This window comes from Marinobacter denitrificans (assembly GCF_008795955.1).
Taxonomy (GTDB): domain Bacteria; phylum Pseudomonadota; class Gammaproteobacteria; order Pseudomonadales; family Oleiphilaceae; genus Marinobacter; species Marinobacter denitrificans.
The window spans coordinates 353,747-374,569 of the sequence record NZ_VMHN01000001.1 but is presented as its reverse complement, the minus strand read 5'-3'; the positions used below and the strand labels follow the sequence as shown (position 1 = coordinate 374,569).

The 20,823-nt window shown below is 58.0% G+C and carries 18 protein-coding genes; 6 read left to right on the top strand and 12 right to left on the bottom strand.

Annotated elements, in window-relative coordinates:
• Positions 1-19: 19 nt before the first annotated feature.
• The gene (gene serA / locus FO268_RS01670) at positions 20-1,249 is read right to left on the bottom strand and encodes a phosphoglycerate dehydrogenase (RefSeq protein WP_150988680.1); all 1,230 of its coding nucleotides are present in this window, start codon (positions 1,247-1,249) and stop codon (positions 20-22) included.
• Positions 1,250-1,429: 180 nt separating this feature from the next.
• Here serA and FO268_RS01665 point away from each other — a divergent pair, with 180 nt between their 5' ends.
• The 4 genes from FO268_RS01665 to mscL all read left to right on the top strand — a co-directional run bounded on the left by FO268_RS01665 (position 1,430) and on the right by mscL (position 4,620).
• Positions 1,430-2,833, top strand: a complete 1,404-nt coding sequence (locus FO268_RS01665; RefSeq protein WP_150988677.1) for an FAD-binding oxidoreductase — start codon at positions 1,430-1,432, stop codon at positions 2,831-2,833.
• A gap of 41 nt (positions 2,834-2,874) precedes the next feature.
• Positions 2,875-3,381, top strand: a complete 507-nt coding sequence (locus tag FO268_RS01660; protein ID WP_150988673.1) for a DUF2244 domain-containing protein — start codon at positions 2,875-2,877, stop codon at positions 3,379-3,381.
• 36 nt (positions 3,382-3,417) lie between these two features.
• The gene (locus tag FO268_RS01655; RefSeq protein ID WP_150988671.1) at positions 3,418-4,101 is read left to right on the top strand and encodes an SIR2 family NAD-dependent protein deacylase; all 684 of its coding nucleotides are present in this window, start codon (positions 3,418-3,420) and stop codon (positions 4,099-4,101) included.
• 111 nt (positions 4,102-4,212) lie between these two features.
• Positions 4,213-4,620, top strand: coding sequence for a large-conductance mechanosensitive channel protein MscL (gene mscL, locus FO268_RS01650; RefSeq protein ID WP_150988668.1), 408 nt, complete (start codon positions 4,213-4,215; stop codon positions 4,618-4,620).
• A gap of 33 nt (positions 4,621-4,653) precedes the next feature.
• Here mscL and FO268_RS01645 read toward each other — a convergent pair whose 3' ends face one another.
• From FO268_RS01645 to FO268_RS01625, 5 genes are all read right to left on the bottom strand, one after another.
• Positions 4,654-5,970, bottom strand: a complete 1,317-nt coding sequence (locus FO268_RS01645; protein WP_150988665.1) for an ABC1 kinase family protein — start codon at positions 5,968-5,970, stop codon at positions 4,654-4,656.
• 62 nt (positions 5,971-6,032) lie between these two features.
• Positions 6,033-6,695, bottom strand: a complete 663-nt coding sequence (locus FO268_RS01640; RefSeq protein ID WP_150988662.1) for a fumarylacetoacetate hydrolase family protein — start codon at positions 6,693-6,695, stop codon at positions 6,033-6,035.
• Positions 6,696-6,735: 40 nt separating this feature from the next.
• Positions 6,736-7,278: an adenine phosphoribosyltransferase gene (locus tag FO268_RS01635; RefSeq protein WP_150988659.1), complete on the bottom strand. Its 543-nt coding sequence runs from the start codon at positions 7,276-7,278 to the stop codon at positions 6,736-6,738.
• Positions 7,279-7,305: 27 nt separating this feature from the next.
• Positions 7,306-8,604 (bottom strand): NCS2 family permease, encoded by a 1,299-nt coding sequence (locus tag FO268_RS01630; RefSeq protein ID WP_150988656.1) that lies wholly within the window; start codon positions 8,602-8,604, stop codon positions 7,306-7,308.
• A 130-nt stretch (positions 8,605-8,734) separates the two neighbouring features.
• Positions 8,735-9,352 (bottom strand): trimeric intracellular cation channel family protein, encoded by a 618-nt coding sequence (locus FO268_RS01625; protein WP_150988653.1) that lies wholly within the window; start codon positions 9,350-9,352, stop codon positions 8,735-8,737.
• 138 nt (positions 9,353-9,490) lie between these two features.
• Between FO268_RS01625 and FO268_RS01620 the strand changes: the two genes are divergently transcribed.
• On the top strand, positions 9,491-10,057 hold the full coding sequence (locus FO268_RS01620) for a BLUF domain-containing protein (protein WP_150988650.1): 567 nt from the start codon (positions 9,491-9,493) through the stop codon (positions 10,055-10,057).
• Positions 10,058-10,196: 139 nt separating this feature from the next.
• A complete protein-coding gene (locus FO268_RS01615; protein ID WP_150988647.1) occupies positions 10,197-11,177 on the top strand; it encodes an NADPH:quinone oxidoreductase family protein in 981 nt (326 codons plus the stop codon).
• Between the two features lie 379 nt (positions 11,178-11,556).
• On the opposite strand, the gene FO268_RS01610 is transcribed toward FO268_RS01615, so the two are convergent.
• The 6 genes from FO268_RS01610 to FO268_RS01585 all read right to left on the bottom strand — a co-directional run bounded on the left by FO268_RS01610 (position 11,557) and on the right by FO268_RS01585 (position 20,817).
• Positions 11,557-13,386 (bottom strand): long-chain-acyl-CoA synthetase, encoded by a 1,830-nt coding sequence (locus FO268_RS01610; RefSeq protein ID WP_150988644.1) that lies wholly within the window; start codon positions 13,384-13,386, stop codon positions 11,557-11,559.
• Positions 13,387-13,458: 72 nt separating this feature from the next.
• The gene (locus FO268_RS01605) at positions 13,459-14,286 is read right to left on the bottom strand and encodes an SDR family oxidoreductase (protein ID WP_150988641.1); all 828 of its coding nucleotides are present in this window, start codon (positions 14,284-14,286) and stop codon (positions 13,459-13,461) included.
• Complete coding sequence (locus FO268_RS01600; RefSeq protein ID WP_150988638.1) at positions 14,283-16,277, bottom strand: acetyl/propionyl/methylcrotonyl-CoA carboxylase subunit alpha; 1,995 nt, start codon at positions 16,275-16,277, stop codon at positions 14,283-14,285. The genes FO268_RS01605 and FO268_RS01600 overlap by 4 nt, the downstream gene beginning before the upstream one ends.
• Before the next feature lie 335 nt (positions 16,278-16,612).
• Positions 16,613-17,431: an enoyl-CoA hydratase/isomerase family protein gene (locus FO268_RS01595; protein ID WP_150988636.1), complete on the bottom strand. Its 819-nt coding sequence runs from the start codon at positions 17,429-17,431 to the stop codon at positions 16,613-16,615.
• 169 nt (positions 17,432-17,600) lie between these two features.
• A complete protein-coding gene (locus FO268_RS01590; protein ID WP_150988633.1) occupies positions 17,601-18,761 on the bottom strand; it encodes an acyl-CoA dehydrogenase family protein in 1,161 nt (386 codons plus the stop codon).
• Positions 18,762-19,200: 439 nt separating this feature from the next.
• Positions 19,201-20,817 carry an acyl-CoA carboxylase subunit beta gene (locus tag FO268_RS01585; RefSeq protein WP_150988630.1) on the bottom strand — a complete coding sequence of 539 codons (1,617 nt, stop codon included), beginning with the start codon at positions 20,815-20,817 and terminating at the stop codon, positions 19,201-19,203.
• Positions 20,818-20,823: the final 6 nt, after the last annotated feature.

Genomic DNA, 20,823 nt, shown 5'->3' with positions numbered 1-20,823 from the left:
GATGCCCTGTTTTCCTGGATCAGAACAGGACGCGGCAGCGGATGGTGCCTTTCACTTTCAGCAGCTTTTCCAGGGCCAGCTCGCCGTATTCCTTGTCGACATCGATCACCACGTAACCGATATCTTCCTTGGTTTGCAGGTACTGGCCGCAGATGTTGATCCCGTTCTCAGAGAATACCTGGTTGATTTCCGACATCACGCCAGGCACGTTCTCGTGGATGTGCAACAAACGGTGCTGGTTCGGGTGCGAGGGCAGCGCCACTTCCGGAAAGTTCACGGAGGAGACAGAGGTGCCGTTGTCACTGTACATGGCCAGCTTCTCCGCCACTTCGCGGCCAATATTCTCCTGGGCCTCGATAGTAGAGCCCCCCACGTGCGGGGTCAGGATGACGTTATCGAACTCGCGCAGCGGGGAGATGAACTCCTCGTCGTTGGACTTGGGTTCGACCGGGAAGACATCGATAGCCGCGCCGAGGAGCTTGCCGCTTCCAAGAGCATCCGCCAGGGCGTCGATATCGACCACGGTGCCCCGGGAGGCATTCATCAGGATGCTGCCAGGCTTCATCTGGGCAAACTGTTCAGCCTTGAACATGTACTTGGTAGCTGGCGTTTCCGGCACGTGCAGGCTGATCACGTCACAGGTGTTCAGCAACTCCTGCATTGTGCCGACCTGAGTGGCGTTACCGATGGACAGTTTCGATACCACATCGTAAAAATAGACATCCATGCCCAGGCCTTCCGCCAGGACACTGAACTGGGTACCGATGTTGCCGTAACCGATGATGCCGAGTTTCTTGCCACGGATTTCATAGCTGTCTTTGGCGGATTTCAGCCACTCGCCACGATGCGCTTTGGCGTTTTTCTCCGGCACGCCGCGAAGCAGAAGAATGGCCTGGGCAAGAACCAGTTCTGCCACACTGCGCGTATTGGAGAAGGGGGCATTGAAAACAGCGATGCCGCGACGGGTTGCGGCCTGTAGGTCAACCTGATTGGTGCCGATGCAGAAGCAGCCCACCGCCACCAGTTTCTGGGCGGCCTCGAATACCTTTTCGGTCAGCTGGGTGCGTGAGCGGATACCCACGAAATGAGCATCAGCGATCTTTTCGACCAGCTCATCCTCAGCCAGCGAGTGAGTCAGGTACTCGATGTTTGTATAACCTGCGGCATTCAGGGTATCAATAGCAGACTGGTGCACGCCTTCGAGCAGCAGGATGCGGATTTTGCTCTTTTCAAGAGACGTATTTGACATGGGCTTGCTTCCGAACCTTTCGTCACGTGAAATGACCCGTGAGCGCCGCGGTTGGCGGGCGGGCTCACAGAACAGGGGCGGTATGATACCATAAACAGAGATTTTCACAGCGCGTCAGGTTACCTGAATCAACTTCGCCTGCTGACGCTCTGACTAACCCTTTGCGAGACCGGACTATCCATGAATTCTGAACAGATCGTTGCCTCCCTTCGCGCCCTGATGGAAACGGGCCAGGCGCCCGGGAAAGTATTGACCGACCCGGCCGACCTGGAAAACTACGGCAAGGACTGGACCAAGATCTATCCGCCCACACCGGTAGCTATTGTCCTGCCAAAAACCACCGAACAGGTGCAGGCGCTGGTGAAGTTTGCCAACGACAACCATGTGGCACTGGTTCCCTCGGGCGGGCGTACGGGCCTGAGTGCCGGCGCCGTGGCCGCTAATGGCGAGGTTGTGGTGGCGTTCGACAACATGAACCAGATCCTGGATTTCAGCGCCAGCGACCGTACCGTTAAATGCCAGGCCGGTGTGGTGACTGAGCAACTTCAGAACTTTGCGGAAGAAAACGGCCTTTACTATCCGGTGGATTTTGCCTCTGCCGGTTCCAGCCAGCTTGGCGGTAACCTGTCTACCAACGCCGGCGGCATCAAGGTGATCCGCTACGGTATGAGTCGTGACTGGGTCGCCGGCCTCAAAGTCGTCACTGGCAAGGGCGATATTCTCGATCTGAACAAGGATCTCGAGAAGAACAACACCGGTTACGACCTGCGCCACCTGTTTATTGGTGCGGAGGGCACCCTGGGCTTCATTACCGAGGCCACCATGAAGCTGTCGCGCAAGCCGGATAACCTGACCGTACTGGTGCTGGGCCTGAGCGACCTCACCAACACCATGGATGTGCTGCAGACCTTCCAGAAGCAGATCGACCTGACCGCGTATGAATTCTTCTCCCACCAGGCGATGGGGCATGTGCTGGCCCATGGCCAGGTACAGGCGCCGTTCGAAACCGAGGCGCCATACTACGCGCTGCTGGAATTCGAGGCGGTGTCTGACCAGGTAATGGACGACGCGATGGCCCTGTTCGAGCAGTGTGTCGAGAACGGATGGGTTCTGGACGGGGTGATTAGCCAGAGCGAGACCCAGGCTCAGAACTTGTGGCAACTGCGGGAACGCATTTCCGAGTCCATTGCGCCGCGTACGCCGTATAAGAATGACATCTCTGTGGTGGTTTCCCGGGTACCGGGGTTCCTGCAGGAAATCGACGCGGTGGTGACCGAGCACTATCCGGATTTCGAGATTATCTGGTTCGGCCACATCGGTGACGGCAACCTGCATCTGAATATCCTCAAGCCGGAAGACATGGCCAAGGAGGATTTCTTCGAGAAATGCCAGCAGGTGAACAAATGGGTCTTCGAGATTGTCGAACGTTATCAGGGCAGCGTGTCTGCCGAACACGGCGTTGGCATGACCAAGAAGGCGTATCTGGAGTACACCCGCAGTGCCGCTGAAATTGACTACCTGAGGGGCATCAAGCAGGTCTTCGATCCCAACCGGGTGATGAATCCCGGCAAGATCTTCGACTGAAGGCGCTCAGGCGGTGCGGGTGGTTCCCGGGAGTAACCGCAATGGTAGAACAGCTTTCCCGCGATGAAGGCGACTGCTTTCTCCTGACGCCCAACCAGTCCATGACGTGGAAGGGCAATATCCGCGTCTGGCTGGCGGCCGTGTTACTTCAGTTGATGATATCCACCGGAATGGTCCTGGCCGGGGCGTGGCCGGTGTTGCCATTTGCCGGCCTGGAACTGACAGCGCTGGCGGCCGGGTTTTACTACACCTCACGCAAATGCCAGAAACGGGAAGTGCTCACCTTCTCCCCGGAGCTGATCCGGCTGGAAAAAGGCCTTACCCGCAAGGAAAAAGAGTGGGAGCTACCCCGTCGCCATACTCGCGTCTGGCAGGACGTGCCGCGACATCCCTGGACGCCCCCCAAGCTCCACCTGCAGTTCCGCGGAGAAGAAATTTCCCTCGCGCCTTTCCTGAATATAGATGACACAGAGGAATTGGTTGCTATTCTGGAAAAACACGGGCTCAGAGTGGAAAAACGGCGCAGGCCGGAGAAGCTCTGGTTCTGAAGAATTCTTTAACGCACAGATCAAAAGCATTGCCTTATGAAAGATCATATCGTGGTTCTGACCGGTGCGGGCATGAGTGCCGAAAGCGGGCTCTCCACCTTCCGCGACAATGGCGGTTTGTGGGAGCAGCACAGTGTTTATGACGTTGCGACCCCGGAAGCCTTCGCCCGCAATCAGGAACTGGTGTTGCGCTTCTACAATGAGCGTCGCCGGCAACTTGAATCGGCACAACCCAACGAGGCCCACCGCCTATTGGCAAAGCTGGAACAGCATTACCGGGTGACCATCATCACCCAGAATGTGGACAACCTGCACGAGCGGGGCGGTTCCAGTAATGTCATCCACCTGCACGGCGAACTTACCAAGGCCCGCAGCTCAAAGTATCCCGAGTTGGTCTATGACATAGGGTTCGGGGACATCCATCCCGGCGACACCTGCGAACGCGGTGCCCAGCTTCGGCCGCATATCGTCTGGTTTGGCGAAGAAGTGCCGATGATCGAAGCGGCTGCGGAAGTCGTACCCATGGCGGATTACTTACTGATCGTAGGAACCTCCCTACAGGTCTATCCTGCAGCGGGTCTGGTAGACCTGGTAAATTTTGATGTGCCGGTGACGGTGATTGATCCCGGCGAGCCGGCAAGTCTTTCCAGGGCGAGGGTTATCCGTAAGGGGGCCTGTGAGGGGGTATCCGAATGGGTGGCTGGACTCGGATGCCGCTGACCTTTGGCAGAGTAATCGCCCAAAACTCCGCTACAATTCAATAACGTTCTTGCGAGCGTGCCCTCTGCAGTCTTTTAGGGCCAACAGGGTCTGATCAGGGAGTTGGTTGCGATGAGCATCGTAAAGGAGTTCAAGGAGTTTGCGGTCAAGGGTAACGTCATGGATATGGCGGTGGGCATTATCATCGGTGTCGCATTCGGCAAGATTGTTTCGTCGTTTGTTGCCGATGTACTGATGCCACCGATTGGGCTACTTATCGGTGGTGTCGACTTTTCCAACCTCGTTATTACGCTTAAAGCCGCCGAGGAGGGTGCGGAGGCAGTTGCACTCCGTTATGGAGTCTTTATTCAGGCCGTTTTCGATTTTGTAATCGTGGCGTTTGCAGTGTTCATCGCCGTGAGGGCACTGAACAGCATGCGTAAAAAGGAAGCGGAAACCCCAGCCGCTCCGCCCGCGCCTTCAGCACAGGAGCAGTTATTGATGGAAATCCGGGATTTGCTGAAACAGAAGGCCGAGTAGTTTTTCGGCCGCTCGGCCGGGCCGGGTGACAACTCAGTCCGGCATTTGTCGAAGGTATTTCTCCAGTTCTTCCCGAAACGCCGCCTGAACACCCAGCCGCTTCATCATCCAGTAATGCCCTGCAATCATCCGATCGATGAAAATACTTTCCACCGGTGGTTTGAAATAATCCAGATATTTGAAGACGGTTGTGGTCTTGGCGGCGACGTCCTTGTGAAGCTCGGAGTCAGCAAAATCATAGGGCGTGTCGCTACGGAACGGCTGAATGAGGATGTCCCGCCACATGGCATAGTATGCTTCGTCCACCGCCGGTTGGGATTCCACGCGAGCGCCCAGGGAAATCAGATGGTGGTCCAGAGAGGCATAATCTTCTTCCAGTGCAGAGATGAGAGCGTTGCGATAGGCTTCGACAATCTCCGGCTTCAGTTTTTTCACGCACCCGAAGTCATACAGAATGATGGTGCCGTCAGGGCGGTAGGCAAAGTTGCCGGCGTGGGGGTCACCATGGATGCACTGGTAGCGAAAAAGCTGGTCCGCCATCATGGTGAAGATGCGGTGGCCGATCAGATTAATGGTGTCCTGGTCGTATTTTTCCGGCGTTACCTCGCTGATGTGGTCACCTTCCACCAGTTCCATGGTCAGCACCCGCCGGGACGAGTGGCTTTGGAACACTTCAGGGATGACGATCCAGTCGTCGTTGGCATGGAATGACTGGAACAGTGCCAGGTTGCGGGCCTCGTTTTCGTAATCCAGTTCTTCTTTCAGCCGGACACGAATTTCACCGAACAGCTGGTCCACGTGCTCCTTGGGCATTCGCAGCAGGCCACCCAGTTTCAGGGCCATCCGCAGCTGCTTCAGGTCGCTGTCGCAGGATTCGTCCACCCCAGGGTACTGCACCTTGACGATGACATCTGTGCCGTCGTGCAGGCGGGCACGATGGACCTGGCCAATGGAGGCAGCGGCGTAGGGCTTTTCCTGCAGGTATTCGAACAGCTCCGAGACTGGTTTGCCCAGTTCGCTCTCGACCTGGCCGACAATCACCTCGAAGGGCATTGGCGGGGCTTCTTTCTGCAGCCGCTCTAGGGCATCGGAAAACTCTTTGGGGAGGAAATCCTGGGTCTGGGATGCGATTTGCCCGACCTTCATCACCGCGCCTTTAAGCTCACCCAGGGTGTCGACAATCTGATCCGCCATGCGGGTATAGCTTTCAGAGCGGGCGCCTTCGTTGTCTTCCTCACTGCGGAATATCCGACGCGCGCGCTGCCCGGCATATTGCCCGGCCACAGAGGCCGTCATGCCTGCCAGTCTGAAAAATCGTCCACTGCGGGTGGTAACCGGTTTTTTTGCCATGCCTGATATACGTCCTGTAAAGCCGATGGACCTGAGGTGGATCGCAGTATCCTGCGCCCAGACTAGAGCACGGTGGTCTCCACAAACAAGGCATCTTCCAGTTCAAGGGATAATATTTGTCCGGAAGCGAGCGGCCCGACGCCCTTTGGCGTGCCGGTGAGGACCACATCGCCGGGCATCAGGGTGAACTGGCTGCTCATGTAGGCGATCAGGGGTACGATCGGGTTAAGCATATCCCGGGTGTCGCCCGTTTGCTGGCGCTCCCGGTTGATGTCCAGGGTGAAGGTCAGGTAGTCCCGGCGAAGGCGGTCAACGGAAACGAACGGTGACAGTGGGCAGGCGCCGTCAAACGCTTTTGCCCGTTCCCAGGGGTGGCCTTTTTCCTTTAGCCGGGACTGCACCTCCCGCAAGGTCAGGTCCAGGGCAAGGCCGTAGCCAAGAATGGCGCCTTCGGCCTCGCTGGCAGAAGCATTGGTCAGAGGACGCCCGATCAGCACCGCAAGCTCGGTTTCAAAATGAACCTCACCCCGGTCACGGGGGAGGTGCAGCGGGCGGGTAATATGGACCGCCGACGTGGCCGGCTTGATGAACAGCAGGGGCTCATCCGGCACCGGGTTGTTCAGTTCCCGGGCGTGCTCTGCATAATTGCGGCCAATGCAGACTATCTTGCCCAGGGGCAGGTGAACCGGGGTCCCGTCTTTCCAGTGGTGCTGATAATCAGGCATGGCCGCTCCCGTTAATTCTCATGAGGGGAGCCGAAGCTCCCTAATCGCCTTCAAACGAGCACACAGTATAAACCTTCAGCCCTTCTTCCTGCAGCTTGCGTGAACCGCCCAGGTCGGGAAGATCGATCATTGCCGCCACTTCCACAATTTCGGCGCCAATACGGCGGATCAGGCGAGAGGCCGCCAGCATGGTGCCGCCGGTGGCAATCAGGTCGTCCACCAGAACCACATTATCGCCGGGTTTGAAGGCGTCCTTGTGCAGTTCCACCGAGGCGGTGCCGTACTCCAGTTCGTAGTCTTCCACCAGGGTGTCGAACGGCAACTTGCCTTTCTTGCGGACCAGAACCAGCGAGGCGTTGAGCTCGTAGGCGAGGGCGGAGCCGATGATAAAACCACGGGCATCCACGGCCGCCACGGCATCAATCTTGTGGCCGTGGTAACGGTGAACGAAGGCATCAATCAGCTTACGGAACGCGGTGCGGTCCTGTAGCACGGTGGTGATATCGCGAAAGGCGACCCCTGGCTTGGGCCAGTCAGGCACCGTGCGAATGGCTTGCTTGATGCTTTCTGCAAAGTAATCCATAGCGTGTCCGGGTTCTGAAAACGCAGCTTATGCCACGTCCAGGAAGGTGAATTTCAGGATAAAGACGATGGCGATGATCACCACACTGGCGTTCAGGTCCGACCAGCGCCCACTTAAAGCTTTCAGGATGGCGTAGGTGATGAAACCCAGGGCAATGCCGTTGGCGATGGAAAAGGTCAGCGGCATCATCAATGCGGTTACGACCGCCGGAGCGGCTTCGGTGACGTCATCCCAGTCTATCAGTTTCAATCCGCTGGCCATCAGTACCGCAACGTACAGCAGAGCCGGGGCCGTGGCGTAGGCCGGTATGATGCTGGCAATGGGCGACAGCAGCAGACACGCCATGAACAGGGCGGCGACAACAACGGCCGTGAGGCCGGTGCGGCCTCCGGCGGTGATGCCGGCGGTAGACTCAATGTAGCTGGTGGTTGTGGAGGTCCCCAGGGCAGCGCCGGACATGGTGGCGACGGAATCCGACATCAGCGCGCGATCAAGGCGGGGCAGTTTGCCGTTCTTGTCCAGTAACCCGCCACGCTGGGCCGCGCCAATCAGGGTGCCGGAGGTGTCGAACAGGTCTACGAACAGGAACGCAAAGATAACGCTGATCATGCCCACATTCAGCGCGCCGGCCAGGTCCAGTTGCATGAAGGTGGGGGCCAGGCTGGGAGGTGCTGAAACGAAGCCGTCGTATTCCACCATGCCCAGCGCCATGGCAGCGGCGGTCACGGCGATAATGCCAATCATCACTGCGCCAGTGATATGCCGGAACGACAAGGCACAGATCAGCACGAATCCGCCAAAGAACAGAAGGCTTTCCGCCACCTTGACGTCGCCAAGGCCTACCAGGGTTGCGGGGTGATCGATCACGATACCGGCATTTTTAAGGGCAATGAGAGCCAGGAAAAAACCGATGCCCGCCGAGATACCGAAGCGCAGGGACAGCGGAATGCTGTTGATGATCCATTCCCGGACCTTGAAGAGGCTGAGCAGGAAAAAGATGAAACCGGAGATGAAAACTGCCCCCAGTGCCACCTGCCAGCTGTAGCCCATGCTGCCGACCACCGTGAACGAGAAGAACGCGTTCAGGCCCATGCCGGGGGCGAGGGCAATCGGGTAGTTGGCCCATAGCCCCATGATCAGGGTGCCGATGGTGGCGGCCAGGCAGGTAGCAACGAACACAGCACCGAAGTCCATGCCGGTGGCAGAGAGAATGCTGGGATTGACCACGATGATGTAAGCCATGGTCAGGAAGGTGGTAAAGCCCGCAATCACTTCTTTACGAACAGTGGTGCCATGGGCCTGGAGCTGGAATAGTCGTTCGAGCATGACGGGTGACTGCCTCACAGGATGCTGAATGGGGATCAAATGAATCTGATTCAGGAGTTGCGTGAAAAAACGGCAATGTTACCGGCTGGAGCCGTCAACGCCAAGGGACTATTCAACATTGGCAGCCTGCTTAACCCTGATGTCTGTCCCGCTGCAGGCGAATATCAAAGCGCACGGCCAGCATACGGGTGATGGTAATGAACAGTAAGCCGGCAGTCAGGGCCAGTGTCTCACTCTCCAGCAGCCACTGGCAGACGAAGTAAAGCCAGCAACCTGCAAAGGAGATAGAGGCGTAAACCTGGTCCTTACGGAAAATGTATGGCACCTCATTGCACAGGGTATCGCGCAGTGCACCGCCAAAAGTGCCGGTCATCACGCCCAGTAGTGACGCGACAAACCATGAGTGGCCAAGATCCAGGGCAAGCTGGGCACCAAGGATGGAGAAAACGCCCAGGCCGATGGCGTCGGGGAATACAATCCGCGATTCGCGGATGCGTTCGGCGCGGTGCCAGTAACTGAATATGATCGCCATACCCAGGATCAGAATCGGCTGCTCCTGATGCTTGATCCAGTACAACGGATGGTTGTCCATCATCAGGTCCCGCAGGGTGCCGCCACCAAGCGCGGTGACGAAACCGATCGTGAATATACCCACCGGATCCATATTCTTGGATCTCGCCACGATCATGCCTGAGATCGCGAAGGCGACCACGCCAATCATTTCAAGCAGGTAAATAATATCGAACATGTCAGGCCCTGAGGGAGCAACGAGGAAGGGGCGTCAGCCCGGGAGGCAGGAGTATACGAATGTCTATGATCCATCTTCAAGGTTGGAAGCGTATCTCTCGGCTACCTTAACCGTTGAATGTAGTACGGAGCGAACACTATGTCCCTGATGCGTCTGGCTTACGCCAGTGAAGCCACTTTCCAGGCCAAACCTGTGGAAAAGGGTGTTGAACCCAACGTCGCCCGGATCTTGATGGAATCCCGTAGAAATAACGCCAGAAGTGAAATCGTTGGCGGGCTTTATTATGGCGATGATCAGTTTTTCCAGTATCTTGAAGGCGAGGAAAAGGCCGTTCGCAACCTCTACGACCGCATCGCCAGTGACGGGCGGCACCGCAACATCATTACGCTTCTGGAGGAGCCAATCGACGCCCGAACATTTACCAACTGGTCGATGAAGTACGTGCCGCTGTCTTCCGACGTAAACAGGTTCCTGGATAAGCAGGGAATGGATGCGTTCCGTCCCTCCGAGTTCAACCGCGGTCAGTGTGAAGAAATGATCACCCTGATCAGGAACTCCAGCCAGGACGGTCGGGTTGTGAGCCATGACGGCGGTCGTAACCACCGAAACAGACAATCTGTTATTCCCAAGGGTATTCTGGTGGGCCTCATAGCGGCTGCTGTGGGTCTGGTAGGCGCTATGGCCTATGTAAGCACCATGCTCTAGCAACTGATTGCAGAAACTATAAGCAAGACTTATTCAATTGGATAAGATTTGTTTATTTGCTTCATAACGCGACTCTGTTTAGGTTGATAACCATCAACTGCAGTCACCCTTATCGACCGTCGATTAACGGAGTCACAACATGAGAGCGATTCTCTGCAAGGAATACGGCCCTGCGGACAAACTGGTGATCGAAGACGTTGCCAGCCCCGTGGCCAAAGGTCATGGCGTCAAAGTTCGGGTCAAGGCCGCGGGCCTGAACTTTCCGGATACCCTGATTATCGAAGGCAAGTATCAGCTTAAGCCCACCATGCCATTCTCTCCCGGTGGAGAAATGTCCGGTGAGGTGATTGAAGTGGGCGAAAAAGTCACCCGTTTCAAGCCGGGCGACCGGGTTGCCGGCCTCACCGGTTATGGTGCTTTTGCCGAGGAGGTGGTGGTTCCCGAACAGAACATCCTGCCCATTCCCCAATCCATGTCTGATGAGAAAGCGGCGGCTTTCTCCATGGTATATGGCACTTCCTATTATGCACTCAAGCAGCGTGCCAACATCCAGCCGGGCGAAACCCTGCTGGTACTGGGCGCCAGCGGTGGCGTTGGTCTTGCGACAGTGGAATTGGGCAAGGCCATGGGCGCCCATGTGATTGCAGCGGCAAGCACGGCCGAGAAGCTGGCTGTGGCGAAAGAAGCCGGCGCTGATGAGCTGATCAACTACACTGAAGAACCCCTGAAAGACGCGGTCAAGCGGCTGACCAACAGCAAGGGCGTGGATGTTATCTATGACCCGGTCGGCGGTGAATTCACCGAGCAGGCCCTGCGTGCCATGGCCTGGAACGGCCGCCACCTGATCATCGGCTTCGCCGCTGGCGACATCCCGAAAATCCCGGCCAACCTCACCCTGCTGAAGGGCTGTTCGGTAGTCGGTGTGTTCTGGGGCAGCTTCACCCAGCGTGAGCCTCAGAACAGTGCCCAGAACATGATGGAGCTGCTGAAGCTGTTCTCCGAGGGCAAGATCAACCCGCGAATCAGCGAGGTCTACGAGTTCGAGGATTACGAGAAGGCTCTCGGGGCGCTGACCGGGCGCACAGCTACCGGGAAGATCGTTCTTAAGGTTGGTTCTTGAGGTCTGGCTTCCGAGTGTGGTCCTAGCCTTCCGGTTTTGGAGTATGGCCGGGGCTGAGGGGCCCTCCACAAAAACGCTACGAGCACATCCATGTGCGCTTGACTCCGGCCATCCCTGGCCGGAGACATTTTGTGGAGGGTCCCTCAGCCCCGGCCAGCAGACTTAGGGAATATCTCTGCCCTTCAGGCGATATCTCCGATGATTCGTCGGCACCGGTGGGAACACCCTCCCAAAAATGTGCGGAGCCATGGATGGCGGAGCCCAAGCGCACATGGATGTGCTCGTAGCGTTTTTTGGGAGGGTGTTCCCATCGGTGCAGTCACCAAGCCATAAAGGCTAGGGCCGGGAGCCATAGGCACCACCATAAGCCAAAGAAAACTCAGAACCGGACATCACCGGAATCAATCTCCGCCACCAGTTCAGGCGTCAACAGGGTATACCCCTCAGTCCCAGGCAACCACGCATAAACCTGCTCCCCAGGCTTGTCGATGGAATAACCAGCTTTCTGGATGTCCACCTTGCGGTATTTGAACGTACCCGTTTTCTCGATAGCGTTTGTAACCCGTACGAAGACCGGAACCGCGTAGGATGGCAGGTTGTCGTTCAGGTACCGGAACAGGCGGTTTACATCGAACTCCTCGCCATTGGCATGGGGGACCAGCGTTACCATCCCCGCCTTGCCGTTCGTGCCCGGAATTTCCACGCCGTAGACAATGGCTTCCTCCACCATATTGGAGCCGTCGATGATGTTCTCCACCTCCGTGGTGGACACGTTTTCTCCCTTCCAGCGGAAGGTGTCGCCCATGCGGTCCACGAACTGCAGGTGTCCGCAGCCGATTTCCTTTAACACATCGCCGGTGTTGAACCATTGGTCTCCTTTTTTGAAGGCATCCCTCAGGATCGATTTCTCCGTGGCATCTTTCTGGGTGTAGCCCTCGAACGACCACTTCTTGGTGATCTCGCCGATTAGCAGGCCAGGTTCGCCTTTCTCCACTTCCTGCATGAATCCATTTTCGTCCCGGATCGGGTCCCGGGTGCCGTCGTGGAACTTCACCAGCTTGTAGGGAGCGGTTGAAAAACCGACGGTGTTATCCATGTTGAAAAAGTTGCTGAAGCCGATATTGCCTTCGCTGGAGGCATAAAGTTCTGCGACCGTCTGGATACCAAAGCGCTCCTTGAACTCCTTCCAGATGGACGGGCGCAGGCCGTTGCCGATCATCTTGGTGAGGTTGTGATTACGGTCCTGATCGCTTGGGGGCTGATTGAGCAGGTAGCGGCAGAGCTCGCCCACGTAGCCGAAGGTGGTTGCCTTGAAGAATCGGACGTCGTCCCAGAAGGCGCTGGCAGAAAATTTCCGGCGCAGGGCGATGGCCGAGCCACCGGCCAGGACCGAGCCCCAGCACACCAGCAGGGCGGTGCCATGGTAGAGGGGCAGGGTGCAGTAAAGGACATCGTGTGGCTTCATGTCCAGGGACATCATGCCGAAGCCTCCATAGGCTTTCATGAACTTGCGGTGGCTGCCAGGTGCTGCCTTTGGCAGGCCGGTGGTCCCGGAAGTAAACAGGTAAATTGCCGTGTCACCCATGACGGGCTGGTCGGCGGGTTGGGGCGCTGTGCTGCGGTGCGCACTCACCTGTGCTGCCATGTTCACATAACCTCCCGGCGCATCGCCGAAGATGTTCACCGTGTTGGTATCGGCGAGGAACAGGAAGGGTTTGGGGTGGCTGGTCCGGATGTCGGCCTTGACACCATTGAAGCTGTCGACCAGTTCTTCGCCCACAACGATCATTTTCGGACTGATCAGGTTGATGCTGTGTGCAAGTACCTTGCCTTTCTGGGAGGTGTTAAGCATGGCGCAGGCGACGCCGATCTTGGCGGCACCGGCGACCACGGCCAGCAGTTCCGGGCGGTTTTCCAGGAACACGGCAATAGCGTCACCCTTGCTGAGCCCCTCGGCTTTCAGAAAGCCGGCGATGCGGTTGGCCCACTGGTCGAATTCCTGCCAGGTAATGCTGCGGTCCTCATACAGGATGGCCGCGCGCTTGCCATGTTTTCTGGCATTGCGCTCTACCAGGGTGCCCAGAGTCAGGTCCTTGTTCTCGTTCCTGACTGCGTAATAGTAATAGCCCCGGGCAATCGCCGGGAAGCGCCGGAGTATGCCTGGCAGGCTGCGGGCAATATCTCGTGGGGATACGTTGTCCTGGGTCATAAGGTCATCCGTAAGGGTCAGTGTTAAACGTTGTTATTGGTTTGTGCCCCGGGACAACCTATGGCGCCGGGGCTAATCCAGAAACAGGTCAGGCATCAGCGGTTTGTCGCCTGGCTGATACCGGTAGCGCTCAAAATCGGTAACGCCGTCTGCCTTCAGCACATCTTCGTCAATCACCGATTGGCCTGTCATGTTCTCGGCAGGACGGCTGAGAATGCTCAGTGCGGCGTCCGCCATGATGTCCGGTTTGCGGCCCTGAGCCATCATCTGCGGGCCGCCCACTTCAAATTCGATGGCGGCGGTGGCGATCAGGGTTTTGGGCCAGAGCGTGTTCACCGCTATGCCATAGCGTCGGAATTCTTCGGCCATTCCCATGCTCAGCATGGTCATGGCGTATTTTGTGGTGGTGTAGGGCCCGTACTGGGCGAACCACCGGGTATCCAGGTTCAGGGGCGGCGACAGGCTCAGGATGTGGGCCTGGTCCGACTCCTTCAGCCAGGGCAGCGCCGCCTGGCTGCACACGAACACCGCACGGGCATTCACCTGGTGCATCAGGTCGTAGCGGCTGACCTTGAGGTTTTCCACGCCGGTCAGTTTGATGGCACCGGCGTTGTTCACCAGGGCATCAATGCCGCCAAAATGATTCGCGGCTTCATCCACCTTCTGGTGCACGAGTTTTTCATCCCGCACATCCAGCACCAGCGGCAGTGCCTGGCCTCCGGCGTCCCGTATTTCGTCCGCCACACTGTGAATCGTGCCCGGCAGTTTGGGGTGTGGCTTGTCGGATTTCGCCGCAATCACCACATTGGCGCCTTCTCTGGCGCAGGCCAGGGCAATGGCCCGGCCAATGCCCCGGCTGCCACCGGTGATAAAAACGGTTCTGTTCTTCATTGTGCTCATTGTCCGGCTTCCTCAGGAGTAGCTTCTCCGGCAGTAATGTCTACCAGTAACTGACTTCGTTTTACCTGGTCGCCTTTGGCGGCAAGTACCTCACCCACGGTGCCATCGCGGTCTGCCTTTACCGGATGCTCCATCTTCATGGCCTCCAGAATCACCAGGGTATCGCCCTGTTTGACGGCCTGACCAGCCTGGACCAGAACATCGATAATGGCGCCATCCATGGTGGCCTTTATACGGCCACTGCCGCTGGCAGCAGACCCGCTGGCCGGCTGGTGGGTGACGTCATGCAGTGCCACTGCCTGCCCGGACGCCTGCAAATATAGGTGATCGCCCCGGCGGTGATATTGGCATTGTTGACGAATGCCCTTGTCGATAATGCATAACAGGCCAGCGCCCATGCTTTCAAGGTCGAGCTCGTACTGGTCCTCACCCCGGGTAACGGTGAAGTGATTACCCGTGCGTCGCACCAGCAGTTCCAGGGTTTTGTTGCCAGTTTCCAGCTTCATGGGCGTGACTGTGGCAGGCGCATTACTCCAGGAAGTATTCACGTTGTGAGGAGCCGCACCGGGGCCTGAATTGCCATGGCTGAATACACAGGCGGCCAATGCCAGTTCGCGAAGGCTGATGTCCTCCGGGGCCATCGACGGGTCGTCCCGGAAAGCCTGTTGCAGGAAGGCCGTGGTGGCCTCGCCGGCGCCAAAGGTGTCGTTGCCGATAATCCGGCTGAGGAAATAACGATTGGTGGTGACGCCGAACACGGTGGTCTCTTCCAGGGCCCTAAGCAGCCGGCGCCGGGCCTCGTTGCGGTTCTCGCCCCAGGCAATTACCTTGGCCAGCATGGGGTCGTAGTGGGGCGTGACCGAGTCGCCGGAGCGAACGCCGGTATCGAACCTCAGGCCTTCGCCCTCTGCCGGGCGGAACTGGTGCAGGGGCCCCGTTTGCGGCGTAAAGCCGTTGGCCGGATCTTCGGCGTAGAGTCGCACCTCGATGGCATGGCCATTCAGCTGTATTTCATTCTGCGCCAGCGGCAGGGGCAGGCCCTCGGCCACGGCAAGCTGCCAGGCCACCAGATCCTGCCCGGTGATCAGCTCGGTTACCGGGTGCTCTACCTGCAGGCGGGTGTTCATTTCCAGGAAGTAGAAATTCCGGTCTTTGTCTACCAGGAACTCAACCGTGCCGGCGCCTTCGTAACCACAAGCCAACGCTGCCTTTACGGCCGCTTCTCCCATGGCCTCCCGTAATTCCGGGGTGACGAAAGGCGAGGGCGCTTCTTCGACCACTTTCTGGTGGCGCCGCTGAACCGAACAATCCCGTTCGCCGAGGTAAATCGCATTACCGTGGTTGTCAGCAAACACCTGGATCTCGATATGGCGAGGTTCGATAACCGCCTTCTCCAGAATAAGCTCGCCATCCCCAAAGGCTTGTTTGGCCTCTGAACGGGCGCGCTGGATATTGTCGGCCAGCTCTTCTTCCGTCTCCACCAGTCGCATGCCACGGCCACCGCCACCGGCGGAGGCCTTGATCATCAGCGGGTAGCCGATATTCTTGGCGGCCTTGATGAGCTCTTCATCGCTGGCGTTATCCCCTTCAAAACCCGGCACCACAGGCACACCTGCTTCCAGCATGGCAATCTTTGACCGTCGCTTGCTGCCCATCAGCTCAATGGCGGCCTCCGGCGGCCCTACAAACACCAGCCCGGCGTCTTTACAGGCCCTGGCAAACCCGGAATTTTCCGACAGGAACCCATACCCCGGATGCAAACAATCCGCCCCGGTCCTGATCGCCGCGTCAATAATCGCTTCACCTTTCAGATACGAAGCCGACACCTGAGCCGGACCGATACACACCGCCTCATCGGCCGTTTCCACATGGAGTGCCTTGGCGTCTGCTTCCGAATACACCGCCACGGTCCGATACCCAAGTGACTTCGCCGTTTTAATAACTCTGACTGCGATTTCGCCTCGGTTTGCTATGAGGAGCTTTTTCAACATGGGAATGTTCTCTTGCTTGGGTGGTTGTCGCGTTGGTGCGAAGGGAGCTTGGGTTCAGGACACGCCGTGAATACGTCCCTGTAGGCTCGTAAAAAACATCCATGTTTTTTACGGTCCTGAACCCAAGCTCCCTTCGCACCAACGCTCCTTCCAGCTTTTGTAATTGCATGCCTTTATTTTTAAGAGCGTTTTGCACGGGGTTCGGGGGCGGGGTTGATCAGGCTTTCCGGGTCCGTCAAAAACATGGATGTTTTTGTCGAGCGTACAGGGGCGTATTCACAGCGTGTCCCGGAAAGCCTGATCAACCCCGCCCCTCCACCAAAGCCTAAAAACCGTCACTCAGAAGAGGCCCAGGAAGCAGGACGCTTCTGCATAAACGCGAGAGTCCCCTCGGAGCCCTCGTCACTGCGAATGGCCTGGGCAAACTTCTCCGCCGCACTGTCCAGAAGACCACTCATCGACTCGTGACCAACCCGATGGAGCAACGCCTTGGTCTCCGCCGTGGCATTCGGCGCACACTGCTGGACGCGATCCACCGCGTCGCCCAGCAGCTCATCAATTTCAACCTCAGACTCCGCCACCTGATGCACAATCCCCAGCCGGCAAGCCTCGTTCGCGTCAACCCGCAAACCCAGCAACGCCAGCCGCCGTGCCTGGGTCAGCCCGATTCGCTCCACCACAAACGGCGCAATCTGTGCAGGAATAACCCCCAGCGTCGTCTCCGGCATACCAAACCTGGCGGTTGGCCCGGCAATGGCCAGATCCGACACACAGGCCAGCCCAAAACCACCGCCCATCACCGCGCCTTCAATGACCGCAATCACCACCTTCGACGATTCGTTCACCTGCTGAATCATCTGCCCGAACGCGCGGTTTAGCCGGTAAAACGGATCTTCCTCGCCTTCAACAGGCTTCTGCCCACGGGCACCGGCCATGTCCTTGATATCCCCACCGGCACAGAAATGCCCACCGGCACCTCTAAGAACCACGGTGCGGATGCTGGTGTCGTTCTCAACCTGACTGAACACTGTCGAAAGCTCCGCCACCATCTGCAAGCTCATGGCGTTCCGTACATCCGGCCGGTTGATGGTGACGTGCAGGGCAGGGCCCTGTTTCTCTAAAAGAAGCGTCTCGCAGTGAGGCATATTTTCCATAAGAACGACTCCAATACCGTTGTCCGGGGACTGGTGGGCAGGTAGGGCCATTTCGGGACCGTCAAAAACATGGATGTTTTTGTCGAGCGTACAGGGACGTATTCACAGCGTGTCCCGAAATGGCCCTACCTGCCTACCAGTTCTTACTCCAAAGTTGGGATGTCAGAGGTCAATCCCGCTGTTTACCTGGAAGGGTCCCCATCATCTTGCAAATAATTCCCAACATGATTTCGTCAGCCCCGCCGCCAATGGACACCAGCCGCACATCCCGGAAAGCCCGGGACACGGGGTTTTCCCACATGTAACCATTGCCACCCCAGTACTGCAGACAGCTATCCGTCACCTCACGCCCAAGCCGCCCGGCCTTCAGTTTGGCCATGGAGGCCAGCCGGGTAACATCCTTGCCTTCGATGTGAAGCTCACAGGCCTGATAGGTCAGGGCACGCAGGGCCTCCACCTCGGTCTGCAGCTCCGCCAGGCGGAAATGGATCACCTGGTTGTTGATCAGTGGCTGGCCGAAGGTCTTTCGCTCGCGGCAATATTCGATGGTTTTGGTGATGCACTGTTCCAGCGCTTTGATCACGTTGGCCGCACCCCACAGCCGCTCCTCCTGGAACTGCAGCATCTGCATCATGAAACCGGTCCCCTCGGCGCCGATTCGATAACGCTGGGGAACACGGACATCGTCAAAGAAAATCTGCGCTGTCTCCGAGGAGCGCATGCCCAGCTTGTTAAGGTGCGGACTGAAGGAAATACCCGGGGTGTTCATGGGTACGACGATCAGCGATTTGTTCTTGTGGGGCTTGTCGTCGGAGGTGTTGGCCAGCAGGCAGATAAAATCGGCTTTGGGGCTGTTGGTTATCCACATTTTCGAGCCGTTGATGACATAGTCATCGCCATCCTGCTTCGCGGTGGTTTTCATCCCCGCCACGTCGGAACCGGCCGCGACTTCGCTGACGCCAATACAGCCCACCATATCGCCGGCTATGGCTGGAGCCAGGAAGGTTCGTTTCAGTTCGTCGGAGCCAAAGCGTGAAATGGCAGGGGTGCACATATCGGTCTGCACGCCTATAGCCAGTGGTACGCCGCCACAATGGGCGGTGCCGAGTTCTTCGGCAGCTACCAGGTTATAGCTGTAATCCAGCCCCATGCCGCCGTACTCTTCCGGCTTCTGGATGCCCAGCAGGCCGAGGTTGCCGAGTTTCTTGAAGAGTTCGTGGATGGGAAATTCGCCGGCGGCTTCCCATTCGTCGCAGTGGGGATTGATTTCCTTCTCCACGAAATCGCGGACGGTTTTTCTGAGGGCTTCGTGTTCGGGTGTGAATTTCACGTTTTTGTTCTCCTGGTTGTTCGTCCGTGCCTGCTTGTTGAGTGTGCACGTTCTCTAGCTTGGGTTGCGGCTGTGTGGGCGGGCCTTCAGAAACACGCTCCTTCGGCACATCCATGTGACGCTCGGGCTCCGCCATCCCTGGCTCCGCACGGTTTCTGAAGGCCCGCCCACACAGCCGCTTTTGTCTATAAATTCGTTGCTTCCTGTTCTTTATTTGTCGGATTACGCTTCGCTAATCCGACCTACGTTTTTGTGTCCTGAATCTTTTCGAAAAACATGCTCGCCTTGAGCGATAACTGGTGGTTGACCGGAACCGGGGCGGAGGGCTTCCCAAAAACGTGGAGCGCCAGGGATGGCGCGACCGAGCCCTACAGGGACGTATTCACGGGCGTTTTTGGGAAGCCCTCCGCCCCGGTTCCAACCACCATCACTAAATCCCCTAGAGGCGGGCTACCCCAAAAGAATTAGGTCGCAACTGCCGTGCCTCCGCCTCACGACAAACCGAAAGCACCAAAGCCAGAACCCGCCGGGTATCGCGTGGATCGATCAGGCCGTCATCCCACAGTCGCGCTGTTCCAAAGAGCGCCGTGGAACCGTCTTCCAGTTTCTTCGCCGTGGCCTGTTCCAGGAAATCCAGGGTTTTCGGATCCGGTTCCCTACCGCCCCGGCGCTGCTTGTCCTCGGCCACGATGCGCATCACCTTGCCCGCCTGCGCCGGGCCCATGACCGCGGTGCGGCTGTTCGGCCAGGCGAAGATGAACCTTGGGTCCAGACCTCGGCCGCACATGGCGTAGTTACCGGCACCATAGGAACCGCCGATGACAATTGCGACCTTTGGCACCCGGCAATTGGCTACCGCCTGGATCATTTTTGAGCCGTGCTTGATGATGCCGTTCTGCTCCGAGTGGGTCCCCACCATGAAACCGGTGGTGTTGTGGAGGAACAGCAAGGGCGTGCCGGCCTGGTCGCAGAGCTGGATAAACTGGGCGGCCTTGGTCGCGCCGGCCGGGGTGATGGGGCCGTTGTTGCCGATGATGCCCACCGAATGGCCCTCGATGCGGATGGTGCCGCACACGGTCTGGTCGTCGTAGCCGTTCTTGAAGTCCATGAATTTCGAGCCGTCGGCAATGCGAGCGAGTATTTGGCGGACGTCGTAGGGCTTTTTTGCATCGTTGGGAATTACGCCCATCAATTCTTCCGCCGGGTACAACGGCTCTTCCCACTCGGGCTCCCGCGCTGGGGGAAGTTGTTCGTTCCAGGGCAGGGCCCCGAGCACATTGCGGGCGTGGCGGATGCCGTCAGCGTCGTCTTCGGCCAGGTATTCTGCCGTGCCGGCCACTTCCGCATGCATCTGCGCGCCGCCGAGTTCCTCGTCGGTAGCAACCTCGCCGGTGGCAGCTTTCAGCAGGGGAGGGCCGGCCAAAAACATTTTGGCCTGCTCCCGCACTACAATTACGTAATCCGACAGCCCCGGCTGGTAGGCACCGCCGGCGGTTGCGTTGCCGTGAACTACCGTCACCTGCGGAATGCCGGCGGCGGACATTCGCGCCTGATTGGCAAAGCCACGTGCGCCCAGCACGAAGATATCCGTGGCGTAGTTCAGGTTGGCGCCGCCGCTCTCGGACAGCGACACCACTGGCAGCTTGTTCTCCATGGCGATCTGCTGCAGCCGCAGGGTCTTGTCCAGCCCCGCCGGCGTGATGGTGCCGCCCTTGATGGCACTGTTACTGGCCACTACCAGACAGCGAACACCGCTGACAGTGCCGATGCCTGCAATGATGCCACCTCCGGACATGCTGCCGTCCTTGTCGTCGTGCATCTTGTAGCCGGCCAGGGAACACAGCTCCAGAAACGGCGTGCCGCGATCCAGCAATCGGTTGATACGGTCCCGGGGCAGCAGCTTGCCGCGCTTGGTGAACTTTTCCCGCGCCGCCTCTGCCAGGTCCAGTACCTTCTGCTCCACTTCCCGGAAGGTGGCAATATGGGCTTCCATCACCTCTGCATTGGCGTGAAAGTCATCCGACTGGGGATTTACGGTGGATTCCAGTACCTGCATTGCGTG

Coding starts and splice junctions, on each gene's coding strand:
- serA (WP_150988680.1), bottom strand. CDS start 1,249: ATGTCAAATACGTCTCTTGAAAAGAGCAAAATCCGCATCCTGCTGCTC.
- FO268_RS01665 (WP_150988677.1), top strand. CDS start 1,430: ATGAATTCTGAACAGATCGTTGCCTCCCTTCGCGCCCTGATGGAAACG.
- FO268_RS01660 (WP_150988673.1), top strand. CDS start 2,875: ATGGTAGAACAGCTTTCCCGCGATGAAGGCGACTGCTTTCTCCTGACG.
- FO268_RS01655 (WP_150988671.1), top strand. CDS start 3,418: ATGAAAGATCATATCGTGGTTCTGACCGGTGCGGGCATGAGTGCCGAA.
- mscL (WP_150988668.1), top strand. CDS start 4,213: ATGAGCATCGTAAAGGAGTTCAAGGAGTTTGCGGTCAAGGGTAACGTC.
- FO268_RS01645 (WP_150988665.1), bottom strand. CDS start 5,970: ATGGCAAAAAAACCGGTTACCACCCGCAGTGGACGATTTTTCAGACTG.
- FO268_RS01640 (WP_150988662.1), bottom strand. CDS start 6,695: ATGCCTGATTATCAGCACCACTGGAAAGACGGGACCCCGGTTCACCTG.
- FO268_RS01635 (WP_150988659.1), bottom strand. CDS start 7,278: ATGGATTACTTTGCAGAAAGCATCAAGCAAGCCATTCGCACGGTGCCT.
- FO268_RS01630 (WP_150988656.1), bottom strand. CDS start 8,604: ATGCTCGAACGACTATTCCAGCTCCAGGCCCATGGCACCACTGTTCGT.
- FO268_RS01625 (WP_150988653.1), bottom strand. CDS start 9,352: ATGTTCGATATTATTTACCTGCTTGAAATGATTGGCGTGGTCGCCTTC.
- FO268_RS01620 (WP_150988650.1), top strand. CDS start 9,491: ATGTCCCTGATGCGTCTGGCTTACGCCAGTGAAGCCACTTTCCAGGCC.
- FO268_RS01615 (WP_150988647.1), top strand. CDS start 10,197: ATGAGAGCGATTCTCTGCAAGGAATACGGCCCTGCGGACAAACTGGTG.
- FO268_RS01610 (WP_150988644.1), bottom strand. CDS start 13,386: ATGACCCAGGACAACGTATCCCCACGAGATATTGCCCGCAGCCTGCCA.
- FO268_RS01605 (WP_150988641.1), bottom strand. CDS start 14,286: ATGAGCACAATGAAGAACAGAACCGTTTTTATCACCGGTGGCAGCCGG.
- FO268_RS01600 (WP_150988638.1), bottom strand. CDS start 16,277: ATGTTGAAAAAGCTCCTCATAGCAAACCGAGGCGAAATCGCAGTCAGA.
- FO268_RS01595 (WP_150988636.1), bottom strand. CDS start 17,431: ATGGAAAATATGCCTCACTGCGAGACGCTTCTTTTAGAGAAACAGGGC.
- FO268_RS01585 (WP_150988630.1), bottom strand. CDS start 20,817: ATGCAGGTACTGGAATCCACCGTAAATCCCCAGTCGGATGACTTTCAC.